This window comes from Aeromonas simiae (assembly GCF_014892695.1).
Classification (GTDB): Bacteria; Pseudomonadota; Gammaproteobacteria; order Enterobacterales; family Aeromonadaceae; genus Aeromonas; species Aeromonas simiae.
Genome location: NZ_CP040449.1, coordinates 3,310,428 through 3,325,166, shown reverse-complemented (window position 1 = coordinate 3,325,166; position 14,739 = coordinate 3,310,428). Strand labels below are relative to the sequence as shown.

Sequence of the window (14,739 nt, the reverse complement as noted above, 5' to 3'; positions counted from 1 at the left end):
GGGGGCATTTAAGCCGGCGATGCGGGCAAGGAGCTTATGGCTTCACCGGCCTATCCCCTGATTCGTGGCCCGGCTTTTGGGTGGCGTGAGCGGATGAATGCCGGCTCGCTGCGACGATTTTGAGCTGCTGACGGGAAGGCTTGAGCGCGCCCCCCAGATCGGGCCAGGGCAGCCAGTCATCGGGCACCATGAAGCCGGGAAGGGCGGCCCGAACCCACTGCTCCAGCTCGAGTTCGCTCATCGGCTCGCCTTGCCAGTCGATGAAGCAGGCCGGCCGCTCCCCCCACTCCTCGCTGGGGACGGGCACCACCAAGGCCTGTGCAATGGCGGGATGATCGACCAGTCGCTGCTCTATGGTCTCGGGCTGGATATTCTCCCCTCCCGAGATGAAGAGGTTATCGAGTCGCCCTTCCACCACCAGTTCACCTGCCGCCGTCAGAGAGCCCTTATCCCGGGTATGAAACCATCCTTGTGCATCGCGGGCCGTATCGAGCCCGGCGGGGTGGTCATAACCAAGAAACAGGGTGTCACCGCGCACACAGATCTCCCCCTCTTCAATTTTGACCTCGCGCCCCGGCAGCGGATGGCCGACCAGGCCGGGGCGACTAGGCGCAGCGGTGCACACCTGGCTGCCCATTTCGGAGAGGCCGTAACTCACCTTGGGGGTCAATCCCATGGCGCTGAGGCGCTCGACCAGCGGCGCTGGGATGGCGGCCCCGCCCAGCAGCAGTTCGCGCAGGCGGGTACGGGCAGGATGGAACCCTTCGGCCAGCAGCCGCCACAACTGGGTCGGCACCAAGGAGAGATGGGTGATGGGCTGGGTCTCGAGACGCGCCTTGAGGGGGCGATCCCGTTCATCGAGTACCAGTGCTGCGCCGGCCAGGAAGACCCGGAACAGGATGGCGTAGCCGCCGACGTGAAACAGCGGCAGCGAGAGTAGCCAGCCGCAGTCGTGATCGAGGGGAATGAGGCTGGCCGAACCGCGTGCCGAGGCTAGGTGGTTGGCCAGTCGGTGCAGCACCGCCTTGGGCTCTCCGCTCGAGCCGGAGGTGAGGATGAGGTTATTGGGCTGCTCTGGCGCTAGCCACACCTCGTCGGCAGCCTCACGCTCACCGGAGAAATCGAGCTGCAATCTGTGCCACGGGCCCGCCACGCTGGCCTCGGTAGACCAGAAGCCGTCGATGTTGAGCCGGGTTGCCAGCGCCTGTTGCCGGGCCGGCGGAAAGGCGGGATTGAGTGGGCAGAAGATGAGACCGAGCCGCACGCAGGCCCAGGCCAGCAGCACCCCTTCCAAGCTGGCGCGCACCGGGGCGGCCAGCCGCATGCCACTGTGCATGCCCTGTGCCTGTAGCTGGGCGGTGAGGTGGTTGAGCCGGCGATCCAGCGTCCGGTAATCAAGGGTGATACCCTGGCTGATAAGGGCCGGCTGCGCCGGACGCTCTTTGGCCCAGCGGCGAACCGGACAAGCTTCAGCCATGTTGCCACACGGTATCGAGCTGGCTCATCTCCGGTGCTCCCTCTTTCCCCATCAGATCCTGAGCGAGGAAACGGCGGGTGCCGAGCCCGGGGGCCTGCTGCGGATCCCACTCGGCGCCAAGCTGGGCCAGCTGGGCCAGACCCAGGCCGGACTCGAAGCAGGAGGAGACGATCACCTTGAGGTGCAACTCACGCGCCTTGGCAACCAGCGCCTCGCAGTGGCACAGGGAGCCGAGCAGGGTGGGCTTGAGCACCAGAGCCCGCAGTTGGGGGATAGGCTCCCACGGTTTGCCTTGGGCCAGCAGCTCGTCGAGGGCCACCGGCATGCCGGTGCGGTTGGCCACGAAGCGGATGTCGTCGAAATCGGCGCACGGATCTTCGAGGTACTCGATGCGGGCAGGATCGAGGTGCAGGCAGAAGGTCCACGCCTCCTCACGGTTCCATCCCTGGTTGGCATCGAGGATCAACTTGAGATTCGGGTTGCGATCGAGCAGCAAGCGGATCAAGGCCAGCTCGTCGCGCATCGGATAACGGGCCACCTTGAGCTTGGCCTTGTTGGTGGGGGCGTTGTGCAGCACCACCTTCCAGTTCTTGAGCAGATCCTGGGGAGCCCCTTGGATCAGCGGATAGGGATCGGGCAGCGGCGCCTTGAGCGTGGGCCAGCTGCGACGGGCGCAGTCGAGGCCGAACTGCACCGAGGGCAGGGTGGCGGTGATGGTTTCGCCGCGGGCCAGCGCCTTGAGGCAGAGCAGGGCCTGCTCCTGGGCCTCGGCCAGGGTTTCGCGGGAGAAACCGGGCAGGGGGGCAATCTCCCCCCAGCCGCCATCTATGTTGACCAGCAGGCCCTGACGCACCGTTTCGACCCGGCCATGAAACGTCAGGGGGTGAGTAAAGAGCAATTCGTAGCGATACAGGGCCAGTTTCATCAGGGGTTCCGTTTGAATTTGGAAAAATCAGGACGGCGCTTCTGGTTGAAGGCGTTGCGTCCTTCCTGACCTTCATCGGTCATGTAGAACAGCATGGTGGCGTTACCGGCCAGCTCTTGCAGGCCGGATTGACCGTCGCAGTCGGCGTTCAGTGCCGCCTTCAGGCAGCGCAGCGCCATCGGGCTGTGTTGCAGCATCTCACGGCACCAGCGCACGCTCTCGCGCTCCAGCTCGGCCAGCGGCACCACTGTGTTGACCAGACCCATGTCGAGGGCTTGCTGCGCGTCATACAGGCGGCACAGGAACCAGATCTCGCGGGCCTTCTTCTGGCCGACGATGCGCGCCATGTAGGAGGCACCCCAGCCGCCGTCGAACGAGCCCACCTTGGGGCCGGTCTGGCCAAACATGGCGTTGTCAGCGGCGATGGTGAGGTCGCACATCATGTGCAGCACGTGGCCCCCCCCGACCGCATAACCGGCCACCATGGCGACCACCGGTTTCGGGCAGGTGCGGATGTCGCGCTGGAAGTCGAGCACGTTGAGGTGATGCACGCCGGAGTCATCGCGATAGCCACCGTAGTCGCCCCGGATCTTCTGGTCACCGCCGGCGCAGAAGGCCTGATCACCGAAGCCGGTCAGGATGATGGCGCCGATGTGGTCGTCATAGCGGGCGTCGGCCAGAGCCTGGATCATCTCCTTCACCGTCTGGGGGCGGAAGGCGTTGCGCACCTGGGGGCGGTTGATGGTGATCTTGGCGATGCCCTCGGCGGACTTGTGGTAGAGGATGTCCTCGTAACCGGCGGTACAGTCGCGCCATTCGGCGGGGGCATACAGCTGCGCTTCGGTCATACCTTCAATCATGTGCTCTTCTCTTCTGGTTGAGTGGCCCAGCGAGCCAGCTCGCGGGCATAAACCTCGGGGAGGGCAGCGTGCAGATTGTGCCCGCCGTCTAGCACCCGCAGGTCGATTGTTGAACCCGGCGTCGCCAATTGGCAAGCCAAGTTGTGGAATTTGTGATCTTGCCGCCCTGCCACATAGGTGACGGGCAGCGTTGTGGTAGCCAGCCAGGTGCGCAGCTCTGGCTGGTGGCCGAGCGAGGTGGCGCGCAGCATGGCGGCGACGGCCTCGCCCCGGTTGCCGAGGCGCCGGACGATCAGGTGCTCCCGCTCTTGGGTGTCGAGATCCGAGAAGACCCCCTGACAGTACCAGTCATGCAGCACGGTTGGCAGCGGCTCGCTCTCGAAACGGTGGGCCCAGCGAGCGTCATGGGCCAGGCGCATGGCGCGTTCGACTTCAGGCAGGCCGGGGTGGCTGTTCTCCAGCCATAGCGCCGTCAGCCCTTGTGGCTGCAAGCTGGCGTGATAGAGGGCGATGCGCCCGCCGAGGGAATAGCCGGCCAGCCGGTAGCGAGTGACGCCGTGCTGCGACAGGGTATCACGCAGCCAGTGATCGCACTCGGCAAAATCGGCTACGTCGAGATCCTGCCGCTCACCGTGTCCGGGCAGATCCAGCGCCAGCCAGGGGCCGGTCAGATGATGGGTGACCGAAGCCCAATCGTGCTGGTCACCGAGCAGGCCGTGCAGCAGAACCGTGGTGATCTCAGCCATGCAGCACCCTCCCCAAGGTCTTGAGATCGTCGCTGACCCCCTCGCTGGGCACCCTGATCTCGATCAGGGTCACGCCGGATTGCAGTGCCGAGCGATAGGCCAGCTCGAACGCCTCCAACGTCTGTGGCGCGACATAGTTCAGGCCGAACATGGCCGCCGCATGGGCGAAGTCGAGGCCGTGCGGCAGCCGGTAGTAGCTCTCCCTGAGCCCCTCGGCGGTCGGCACCGGCAGCATGTTGAAGATGCTGCCGCCGTCGTTGTTGAGCAGCACCAGCACCATCGGGGCACGGCGCTTGGTGAGCAGCGCCAGGCTGTTGAGATCGTGCAGGGCGCTGAGATCGCCGATGAGCAGGGTGGTGGGCTGCGCACTGCTCTCGGCAAAGCCGCAGGCGCTGGCGATGAGGCCGTCGATGCCCGAGGCGCCTCGGTTGGTCATCACCCGACTGGGGCCATGGCCCGGCGTGCCCAGCATGTCCATCAGTCGCGCCGGCATGCTGTTGCCAACGAACAGTTGCCCCTCGATCAGGCGGTTGAGGCGATGGCAGACGCCAAGCTCGGAGAAGTGGGCGCAGGCCTGCTCGATCTGCGCGGCGACCCGCGTCAGCACGGGCGCCAGTGCGGCCCAGCCGGACGGCGCATGGTCGATGGGATGGGCGGCGGCGAAATCCGGCGCCGAGCCAAGCAGGCGGCGACGTACCCGGTAGTCAGGGTCGAGGCGGGCCGGTTGGGGATCGACCAGCCAGTAATCCTGCCAGGTGTGATCACGCACGAAGTGGGCGAGGCGCTTGGAGATAAGGCGGGCTCCAAATTGCAGCAGCACCTCGGCGCGCCCTAGCTCGGCGCGAAAGGCCGGGTCATGCAGGGCAAGATCCGTGTGCAGCAGCGCCCGCGGGTCAAAGCGCAGTTGGCTTTGCAGGTCGGCGATGAGGGGCCAGCCGAGCCGCTCGGCCAGCGCGGCCACGGCGTCGGCCTCCTTTGGATCGTCGATACGCCCGGCGATGATGAGGCCACGGCGCGCCGCGAAGCTCGGCCACTGTGGCTGGGGCGTGATGGCGCGGGGCGGCTCTTGCCATGGCCCCCACGGGGCGCCACTCGTCAACCAGTCTCCGAGGGGGGCTAGGTAGTCGGTAAAGTCGGGCTGCTCGGCACCTGGGTAGAGGGGCTCGGGATACATGCAGTTGAGGTGCACCACGCCCGGCGTGCGGCGCTGCACGGCGAGCGCCTGATCCACGCAGCTCAGCACGAAGGGGGCGGCGATGGTGGGGGTCGGGCTCGGCAGATTCTGCTGGTACACCGGGTAGCGGGCGAAGATCCCCTGCTGATCGATGGCCTGGTTGGCGCCGTTGTCGATGAGCTCGGGTGGCCGGTCGGCCGACAGTATGATGAGCGCTACCCCGGTCAGTTGGGCCTCGGCCACGGCAGGCCAGAGGTTGGCCACGGCGGTGCCCGAGGTGGTGATGACGGCGACCGGCCGGCCGCTGCCCTTGGCCAGACCGAGGGCGAAGAAGCCGAGGCCGCGCTCATCGAAATGCACGTGGCGGCGCAGGCCGGGGTGAGCGGCGGCGGACATGGTCAGCGGTGCGCTGCGCGAACCGGGGGCCAGTGCCACGTCGCGCACCCCCAGACGGTAGAGCTCCTCGAGCAGGAGCGCAGCCCAGAGGTGGTTGAAGGTGGCGTGACGGCTCGCGAACATGGGATCTCCTTCGGGCTAGCGCTGCTCCAGCAGGGAGAGCACGTTACCTATCTTGTTGTCGAGTTCGGCCCACTCGGCGGCAGGCTCAGATCCGGCGACGATACCGGCACCGGCAAACAGGGTAACCGACTTGGCATCGAGCAGGGCACTGCGGATGCCGACGGCGAACTCGCTGGTGTCGCGACTGAGCAGGCCACAGGCGCCGGCATACCAGCCCCGTTGATAGGGTTCGTGATGACGGATGAAATCGAGCGCCGCCTCGCGCGGGGCGCCGCCGACCGCCGGAGTCGGGTGCAGCGCGGCCAGCAGTTGCCAGTCACACACCTCGGGCTTGAGCGCAGCCTCGATGTCGCACTTGAGGTGCTGCAACAGGCGCAGCTTGAGGATGCGCGGCTCGGTCAGGCTGGTTTGCTCGGCCAGTGGGGCCAGGCGTTGCAGTATGTCGGCGTGTACCAGCCGGTTCTCCAGCCGGTTCTTGCTGTCGGCCAGCAGTTCGGCGGCCAGGGCCGCGTCCAGCGCATCGTCACCGCTGCGACGAATCGTGCCGGCCAGCGCCTCGGTGAAGAGGTGGCGCCCCTCGCGCCGGTAGAGGCGCTCGGGTGAGCAGGAGATAAAGGCCTGCTCGGGGGCGAACTCGAAACCGAAGTGGAAGCAGTCGTGGGCCCGTTCACGCCAGGCAGCCAGCATCGACCAGGGGGCAACCCGGATCGGGCTGTCGAGGCGGCTGGCCCGTGACAACACCACCTTGGGGGTGTGGGCTTGGAAGTCGGGGGCCGTGACCTGCTCGACCAGTGTGCGCCACAGCGCCGGGTCCGGGCTGTCGCTGCGCACGAAAGGTTGGGCCGGCAGCGGTGGCAACGGCTGCGCCGGGCGCAGCGCTTGCAGGGCCTGCTCGGCGGCGGCCAGTTCGGCCTCCCGATTGCTGGCATCGAGGCAGAGGTTGAGGCACAGGCTCACCTCTTCGCCACGGCGCACCAGTTCGATCCGTGGCAGCACGAAACGACAGGCGCCGAAACCGGGCCAGCCGGGGGACGTCGGATCGAAGGCAAGGCCGCCAAAGTAACGCGGAGAGTCAGCGCCCGCCTCGGCGATCTGTTTGCACAGGGCGGTCAGTTGCTGGGGATCATCCAGGGTGTGAATGCTGCCGAGCGCGGCGTACTCGGGCCGCTCTGCACCGCGGGAGTGCCAGTAGATGCGCGGATAGAGCGGTTGCGCCGCCAGCCAGCCGAGGAAGGAGTCGACCACGAACGGGATCCGCAGGCGAACAAAGCCTGTGGTCGCGTCATGGCGAAGGGCGTCCAGTTGTTGCAGGAGATGTGTGGGTGCCAGCATGGGTCAGAGTTCGGAGGGCGCAGCGCCGGTGTGTGCCAAAAGGCTAACAATTCATATATATTAACGGCCCATTCTTCCATGTAAATCATCTGGACATCTGATCCCGGGGCGTGGCCAGTATAAGGGGGGGGCCCCCGCCATAACCTCGACAGGATCAATATCCGGCTGCTTGGCTACCGACTATGACTGAAAAACTCACCGCCTGGGTGCTGGCGGCTCGTCTGCGCACCCTGCCATTGGCCTGTTCCTCGATCCTGCTGGGTACCGGCCTGGCGGCTCGCAACGGCGCCTTTGACGGAGCCATCATGGGGCTGTCGCTGCTGACCGCGATCCTGCTACAGATCCTCTCCAACCTAGCCAACGACTATGGCGACGCCGTCTCGGGGGCCGATAACGAGACGCGCATCGGGCCACAGCGGGCCGTGGTTTCTGGCCTCATCAGCCGTGGTGAGATGGTGCGCGCCATGGTGCTGGTGGCCCTGGGGGCCGTGGCGAGCGGGCTGGGACTGCTGATCACCGCGTTTGGCAACAACTGGCTCGATGTGCTGCTGTTTGTCGCCTTCGGTGGTTTCGCCATCATCGCCGCCATCACCTATACGGTGGGTAAGACCCCCTATGGCTATCGTGGCTTTGGCGATATTTCGGTGTTCCTGTTCTTCGGGCTGCTCGGGGTGCTGGGCTCTTTCTATCTCTTCACCCACAGCCTGAGTTGGCCGCTGCTGCTACCGGCGGCCGCCTGTGGCCTGCTGGCCACCGCCGTGCTCAACATCAACAACGTGCGTGACATCGAAGGGGACAGGGTGAGTGGCAAGATCACCCTGGCGGTGCGACTTGGTCGGGAGAAGGCGATCGCCTATCACTGGGTGTTGCTGGGCGCGGCCCTGTTGCTGACCATCGCCTTTTTACTGCTGGAGGGGGCGGGGCCCTGGCCCTGGATCTTCCTGCCGGCCCTCAAGCCGCTCAGCGGCGCCGCTCGCATCCTCTCCGAGACGCGCGACGGGGCACGCCTCAACGGGGCCCTCAAGCAGACCGCCATCAGCGCCTTCCTCTACAGCCTGCTGCTGGCCATCGGTCTGGCCCTGAGTTGAGGGCAGACAGGCCGATGCGGCTTTGTTAGTGTGAAAAGGGGCGCCAGTGGCGCCCCTTCGCTATGACAAGGTGGGGAAAACCCAACCGATGAGAGGGAATTTATGTCTGCCAGGACCTATTTTGACGAACTAAACCGGGACTACCTTGCGGTGCACCGACGCAAGGAGGATCTCTTCTGGGCCACCTACATGGGCACCAGCGACGATCAGGCCGGCTTCACGGCGGCCGAGCAAGCCTACAAGGGGTTTTGTGCCGATCCGGCGCGACTGCCACAACTGCGTGCCGCGCTCGAGCAGGCGGGTGACGACCCGCAGCTCGCCGCCGGCCTGCGTGGCTGGATCGCCTTTTTCGAGTGCAATGTAATAGAAGACTCGGCCGCTGCCCACCTGATGGATGAGTTGGTGGCGGCCGAGTCGGCCCTGTTTGCGGCGCGGCGCACCCTGACGCTGACCCTGACGGGTGAGAATGGGGAGTCGTTGCCGGGCTCACTGCCGGCCGCTGCCACCTTGCTCGGCACCAGCCCGAGCGAAGCGTCGCGGCGCAGTGCCATCGCCCTTTTCCAGACCCTGGAGCAGTGGGTGGTGACGCACGGTTTTCTCGACATAGTGCGGCTGCGTAACCGTTTTGCCCGCGCCATGGGGTATCGCGACTACTTCGATTACAAGGTGCACAAGAATGAGCGAATGAGCCCGGAGCAGCTGTTTGCCGTGCTCGATGCCTTCGAGGCCGCCACCGAGGCGCGCTGCGTGGCCTCCCTCGCTGAGTTGCGGGCGCGTCACGGAGAGGTGGCCTGCGCCCCCCATAACCTGCGCTTTTTCTCCGGTGGGGATGCCATTCGCCAGCTCGATGCTTATGTGCCTTTCGAGCGCGCCTTGCGCGACTGGGTGGAGAGCTTCGCTCGCCTTGGCATCCAGTTTCGGGGCGCCACCCTGACCCTGGATCTGCTGGAGCGGGCCGGCAAGTACGAGAACGGCTTCTGCCACGGCCCGGTGCCGAGCCACTGGCAGGGAGGGGTCTGGGTCCCTGCCATGGTCAACTTCACCAGTCTGGCGCGCCCGGATCAGGTGGGCAGCGGTTGGCGTGGCCTCAACACCTTGTTCCACGAGGGGGGGCACGCCGCTCACTTTGCCAACGTGACCGGTAATGCCCCCTGCTTCTCCCAGGAGTTCCCCCCCACCTCCATGGCCTATGCCGAAACTCAGTCGATGTTCTGCGACAGCTTGCTGGGGGATGCGGACTGGCTCAAACGCTATGCCCGCAACGAGGCCGGGGAGGCCATTCCCGATGCGCTGATCCATACCTTGATTGAAACCAGTCAGCCGATGCGCGCCTTCAACGAGCGGCAGATTGCCCTGGTGGCCTACTTCGAGCGGGATCTCTACCGGCTGGCGGAAGATGAACTGACGGGTGAGCGGGTGATCGCGCTGGCCCGCGAATGGGAGCGGCGCATTCTCGGTGTTGAGAGCCCGCGGCCGCTGTTGGCCATTCCCCACCTGCTCAACCAAGAGTCGGCCTGTGCCTATCACGGCTACCTGCTGGCCCAGATGGCGGTGGAGCAGACCCGCGCCTTCTTCCTGGCCCGAGATGGTTATCTGACCGACAACCCGCGCATCGGGCCGGATCTGGCCGCCCACTACTGGGCGCCGGGCAATGGCAAGAGCCATGATGAGACCTTGCAGAGCCTGACCGGGGAGGGGTTCAACCCCCACTATCTGGCTGAGGCGTGCAACCGGACGGTCGAGCAGACCTGGCAGGAGGCTCAAGCCTGTATGGCGGCCGCCGCCGCGCGTACAGCCCCCGGCGATGGAGTACCGCTTGAGGCCATCATCCGGGTGGTGCATGGGGAGGAGCTGATCGCCGATAACAGTGAGTCGCAAGCGCAGATGCTGGACGACTTTGAGCGTTGGATCCGGGATCATTATCCTGCTGTATCGCAGGGGTGAGACTCGCCTGAAATCGAACCCGGACGCCCTCCCTTGTGGAGGGCGTTTTTTTGTCATTCGGTTCGAATAAAGATGAAAAACGTGTTCTACATCAAGGGAATGGGGGGCAATAAGGCTCCAGTTACCGTTTAAGTGGCCGATAAGCACTATGTTGAACACACTCCCTAGTTTGAGGACAGCGACATGAGTCTCTCCATAGTGCAAAGGATCATTGCCGGTTTTGTGTTGATGCTCCTTCTGCTGATCCTGCTTGGCACCGTTAGTGCGCTCAAGATCCGTGGCATCAATGCGGGTCTGACCGAGGTGACCGAGCGAGCAACACCGCTGGTGGTGGCGGCGGCCAACCTGAAGGGAACCCTACAGGATGCCAATCGTTGGGTACTGGAGTACCGCAACAGTGAAGAGGGCAGTGCCCTGGATGGGCTGGCGGCACAGATCAGCCAGCAGCGACAGCGTTTCGAACAGAGCCGTGAGGCGTTGGATCAGGGGGATGAGGCGGCCGCCAAGCTGCAATCGGTCAGCGAGGCGGCCGAGCACTTCTTTGCGTTGAGCGATCAAGTGATGGCCCAGCACCGCCTCTGGGTGGCGGCGCACCAGCACCTGACCGAGCTCGGCAAGGGCTTCATTCGTCTTGAGGATACCTATCAGTGGGCCGCCGATCTGCTGTTGCAGCAGGCCTCGAGCCAGCGCTCCATGCGTAACAAGGCCGAACTCATCACCTCGGGCATTGCCCGCGATATCAAGAATATCCGTCGCGCCGATCAGCAGACCGATCTGGCCACGCTGGAGAAGGTGCTCTCGACTGACATCGACATGGCCCGCAAGCGCCTCGAGCGGGTAGCGGTGGCCGATGACGTCAAAGCCCGCTATCTGGCCAACCTCGGCAAGCTCGAAGAGCTGACCTTGGGCAAGAGCGGCATGCTGGTGACCATGCGCAGCCAGCAGCAGTTGGGGGCCACCCTCAAGGATCTCAACTTGCAACTCGACAGCACCCTAGCCAAGGTGCTGGGGCTGCTCGACGAATTCAGTGCCAGCGCCACCCACACGGCCTCGGTCAGTCGTAACAGCGCCGACGGGGCAGTGAGCAGCGCTAGCTTCTGGATTCTCACGGTGGCGGCCGTTTCGGCGCTGGTGGCGCTGGTGATCGGCTACACCACGGCGCGCAGCATTCAGCGTCCGCTGCAACGGATCAACGGCGAGCTGGCGCTGATGGCCGCCGGGGACATGACCCGCCGCATCAACTACCGCAGCGGTTGTGAGTTTGGGGCGCTCTCTAAATCGATCGACACCCTGGCTAGCAAGACAGGTGAGTTGCTGAGCGAGATCAGTTCGGGTTCGCGCCATCTGGTGGATGAGGCGGCCCGTGCCGCCGAGATCAGCGAGCGCGCCATGGCTCGGGTACAGGAGCAGAAGAGCCAGACCGATCAGGTGGCCGCCGCCATCACCGAGCTGGAGGTGAGTGCCGGCGAGGTGGCTCGCTCCACCGAGAACACCAAGCGTGAGGTGGATCTTGCCAACGATGAGGCCAAGTCGGGGCGGCGCAAGGTGGCCGATACCCGGCGCCTCACCGAGGGGCTGGCTACCGCTATGGAGGAGGCCGTCGGCATCACCCACAAACTGGGTGAGTTCAGCGACAACATCGGCAGCATTCTCGATGTGATCCGCAGCATCGCCGAACAGACCAACCTGCTGGCCCTTAACGCCGCGATTGAGGCGGCCCGAGCCGGCGATGCCGGACGTGGTTTTGCCGTGGTGGCCGACGAGGTGCGGGCGCTGGCTAACCGTACCCAGACCAGCACGGAGGAGATCCAGGCGATGATCGAGAACTTGCAGTCCTCGAGCCGCCACGTTGTGGAGGTGATGGGGCGCAGCCAGGATCAGACCCAGACCTGCGTGACCCAGACCCGTGAGATGGATGACGCGTTGCAGTCTATCGCCCGGCGGATGGAGGTGATCAAGGAGCTGGCCGATCAGGTCGCCCACGCCGCAGATGAACAGATCTCGGTCAGCCAGGGGGTGGCACAACACATCTCGGGGATTGCCGAGGTGGCCTTCGAGACCGAGCGTGAGGCGCGTCAGTCGGCGGGCAGCAGTGAGGTGTTGGCCGATCTGGTCTCGCAACAACAGAAACTGATTTCCCACTTCAAGGTCTAGGAGGCGCTATGTCAAAGCAATGGTTAGGGGCGCTCGGCCTGCTGTGTTGTTCCCATCTGGTGGCGGGTGAGCTGGTGATAGAGAGCTGGCGTGTCGATGACAAGGCCCTGTGGGAGCAGAAAATCATTCCGGCGTTTGAGAAGAGCCATCCCGGGATCAAACTGACCTTCCGCCCGGTACAGAACGTCAGCTTCATGCCGACACTGCAAGAGAGCCTCAAGGCTGGCAAGGCGGGGGATCTCATCACCTGCCGCCCGTTTGACGACTCGCTGGCCCTGTTCAAAGCCGGTCATCTGGCTGAGCTGACCGAGATGGCGGGGATGGAGAACTTCCCGAGTTTCGCCCAGTCCCCATGGCAGACGGACTCGGGGGCTCAGACCTTCTGTGTGCCGATGGCATCGGTCATCCACGGCTTTTTCTATAACAAGGGGATCTTCAAGGATCTGGGGATTACCCCGCCGCAGACTCGGGATCAGTTCTTTGCAGCCCTCGACAAGGTCAAAGCCGATGGTCGCTATGTACCGCTCGCGATGAGCGGTGCCGAGAGCTGGGTGGCCTCTGAACTCGGCTTTCAGAATATCGGCCCCAACTACTGGAAGGGGGAAGATGGCCGATTGGCGCTCATCAGCGGCAGTGAGCGGCTCGACAATGCCCCCTATGTGCAGGCTTTCAGCGAGCTGGCCCGCTGGCGCCCCTATCTGGGGGAGGGGGCTGAACTGCGTGATTATGCAGCGGCGAACGAACTGTTTACCTCGGGCAAAGCGGCCATGTATGTTGCCGGCTCCTGGGAGATCGCTCCTTTCACCGGCAAGGTCGATTTTGGCGTGCTGCGTCCGCCCGTCGCCAAGGCGGGAGACAGTTGCTACTTCACCGACCATACCGACATCGGCATGGGGATGAACACGGCGAGCAAGAACAAAGAGGAAGCCATGCAGTTCCTGCAGTGGCTCACCACTTCCGAATTTGCCGAACTCTACACCAACGCCTTGCCCGGTTTCTTCTCTTTATCGAACCACTTCTTCGATGTGAGCAACCCGGCGGCGCGCGAGATGATGGAGTGGCGCGATCAATGTGACTCCACCATACGGGTGGCGACTCAGATCCTCTCGCGTGGCAGTCCCAAACTTGGGGATCAGCTGGCAGAGGTGAGCCAGCAGGTGTTGCTCGGTAAGCTTGAGCCCCAGGCGGCCGCCACCCAACTGGAGAGTGGGCTGCTCAGTTGGTATGCGCCGCAGCAGAAGGGAAAGAAGGGCGCCGCCGCTTGCGACTGTACGGCGCCAACCCCGGCAGCGGCGCCCACCGTCGCCCCGTCGACGGCCCCAGCCGTTCAGGAAAATACACCGGCTCCGGCCACCATGGCGCCGGCGGCGAGTGCCGCGGCCACGGCAGCCAGTGAAGAGGCGCTCTCTAGAGAGCTGGAGCAGGGGGCGACCCCGCAGTAAAGGGGGTGGGATAAAAACAGGGAGGCCATTGGCCTCCCTGTTTTTTTATGGCTCTGGCCGCTTTCGGCGAAACAGGCTGCCCAGCCGGCCCCGCGTCTCAAAGCCGAGGTTGCGGTAGATGCGATGGGCAAAGTAGTCGCTGTCGGCCACGATGATGATCTCGGGCACCCGTTGCAGCCCGTGGGACGCCACCTGATAGAGCAGGTGCCGGCACAGGCCGCGATTGCGCCAGCGTTCGCGGGTGCGCACCCATTGAAAGCGGCCGAGTGACCCCTTGAAAAAGAGGCCACAACTGGCGACCAGCTCCTCTCCCTCCCACATTCCCCACCACTGGCCGAGACCATCGGCAATCATGGCGTGGTAGAGCGCCATGCGTCCGTCAAGAAAGCGAGCGTAGTCCCGCGCATTATGTGCGGGGTCTCGCTCTGCCAGTTCGAGCGCATGCCAGGCGGGCCAATCATGATGGACGAAGGGGCGCACAGGCAGGGGTTGCTTCCCTGCGGGTTGCCGCAGTTGTGTTGCCGTGACACAGAGCGCTTGCAGCTCCAGGTAGTGGTATCCGGAGGTGATGAAACCCGCCAGGCGGCTGTGTTGCCCCTCTTGGAGCGTCCACTGGAAGGTGCGGTGACGAATACGGGGATCTCGCCCTATGTGGCGATCGAAGCTCTGCTCCAGCCACCCCTTGTCATGGTCGTGAGGAGGGGTGGCCAGCAACAGGTAGTTGCCGAAGTAGTCATCGGGCGCATCGGGAACCGTAATGGCCCAGAAGTCGGGGTAGCGGGCAATTTGTCCCCGATAGCCATCGAATAGCAATTCGGTGGCAATGGCGGGATGGTCGTCCATGACAGGCTCCTTATAGGGACTCTCATGGTTATCGGCGGCAGGCAGTAAAAAAAGAAGGGCCGGAGAAAACTCCGGCCAAACAATCACACGCAGATTCAGAACGTAAAACGTTCTCGTCGGTATGATACTGTGCTTCTTGTCGATTTGGGATGGGGTTTATTCATTCTACTGACATTTTTATTTTTTTACGGAGCGGACACGGGTAAAAAAGAGAGGGTGTGATTGACATCATGGG

General features: G+C 64.3%; 11 protein-coding genes. 4 read left to right on the top strand and 7 right to left on the bottom strand.

Features of this window, described 5'->3' with window-relative positions:
• Positions 1–34: 34 nt before the first annotated feature.
• The 6 genes from menE to FE240_RS15800 are packed head-to-tail and all read right to left on the bottom strand — an operon-like array spanning position 35 to position 7,033.
• Positions 35–1,477: an o-succinylbenzoate--CoA ligase gene (gene menE, locus FE240_RS15825; RefSeq protein WP_193002281.1), complete on the bottom strand. Its 1,443-nt coding sequence runs from the start codon at positions 1,475–1,477 to the stop codon at positions 35–37.
• Positions 1,470–2,402 (bottom strand): o-succinylbenzoate synthase, encoded by a 933-nt coding sequence (gene menC, locus FE240_RS15820; RefSeq protein WP_193002279.1) that lies wholly within the window; start codon positions 2,400–2,402, stop codon positions 1,470–1,472. Before menC ends, menE begins: the two co-directional genes overlap by 8 nt.
• On the bottom strand, positions 2,402–3,262 hold the full coding sequence (menB, locus tag FE240_RS15815) for a 1,4-dihydroxy-2-naphthoyl-CoA synthase (protein WP_193002277.1): 861 nt from the start codon (positions 3,260–3,262) through the stop codon (positions 2,402–2,404). The genes menC and menB overlap by 1 nt, the downstream gene beginning before the upstream one ends.
• Positions 3,259–4,008 carry a 2-succinyl-6-hydroxy-2,4-cyclohexadiene-1-carboxylate synthase gene (gene menH, locus FE240_RS15810; RefSeq protein WP_193002275.1) on the bottom strand — a complete coding sequence of 250 codons (750 nt, stop codon included), beginning with the start codon at positions 4,006–4,008 and terminating at the stop codon, positions 3,259–3,261. Before menH ends, menB begins: the two co-directional genes overlap by 4 nt.
• Positions 4,001–5,701 (bottom strand): 2-succinyl-5-enolpyruvyl-6-hydroxy-3-cyclohexene-1-carboxylic-acid synthase, encoded by a 1,701-nt coding sequence (gene menD, locus FE240_RS15805; RefSeq protein ID WP_193002272.1) that lies wholly within the window; start codon positions 5,699–5,701, stop codon positions 4,001–4,003. The genes menH and menD overlap by 8 nt, the downstream gene beginning before the upstream one ends.
• Before the next feature lie 15 nt (positions 5,702–5,716).
• On the bottom strand, positions 5,717–7,033 hold the full coding sequence (locus FE240_RS15800; RefSeq protein ID WP_193002269.1) for an isochorismate synthase: 1,317 nt from the start codon (positions 7,031–7,033) through the stop codon (positions 5,717–5,719).
• A gap of 182 nt (positions 7,034–7,215) precedes the next feature.
• Here FE240_RS15800 and FE240_RS15795 point away from each other — a divergent pair, with 182 nt between their 5' ends.
• From FE240_RS15795 to FE240_RS15780, 4 genes are all read left to right on the top strand, one after another.
• A complete protein-coding gene (locus FE240_RS15795) occupies positions 7,216–8,121 on the top strand; it encodes a 1,4-dihydroxy-2-naphthoate polyprenyltransferase (RefSeq protein ID WP_193002266.1) in 906 nt (301 codons plus the stop codon).
• Between the two features lie 102 nt (positions 8,122–8,223).
• Complete coding sequence (locus tag FE240_RS15790; RefSeq protein WP_193002263.1) at positions 8,224–10,065, top strand: M3 family metallopeptidase; 1,842 nt, start codon at positions 8,224–8,226, stop codon at positions 10,063–10,065.
• 183 nt (positions 10,066–10,248) lie between these two features.
• On the top strand, positions 10,249–12,219 hold the full coding sequence (locus tag FE240_RS15785) for a methyl-accepting chemotaxis protein (RefSeq protein ID WP_193002261.1): 1,971 nt from the start codon (positions 10,249–10,251) through the stop codon (positions 12,217–12,219).
• Between the two features lie 8 nt (positions 12,220–12,227).
• The gene (locus FE240_RS15780) at positions 12,228–13,661 is read left to right on the top strand and encodes an ABC transporter substrate-binding protein (protein WP_193002258.1); all 1,434 of its coding nucleotides are present in this window, start codon (positions 12,228–12,230) and stop codon (positions 13,659–13,661) included.
• 45 nt (positions 13,662–13,706) lie between these two features.
• On the opposite strand, the gene FE240_RS15775 is transcribed toward FE240_RS15780, so the two are convergent.
• Entirely contained in the window at positions 13,707–14,504 is a 798-nt protein-coding gene (locus FE240_RS15775; RefSeq protein WP_193002255.1) for a GNAT family N-acetyltransferase, read from the bottom strand.
• Positions 14,505–14,739 lie beyond the last annotated feature (235 nt).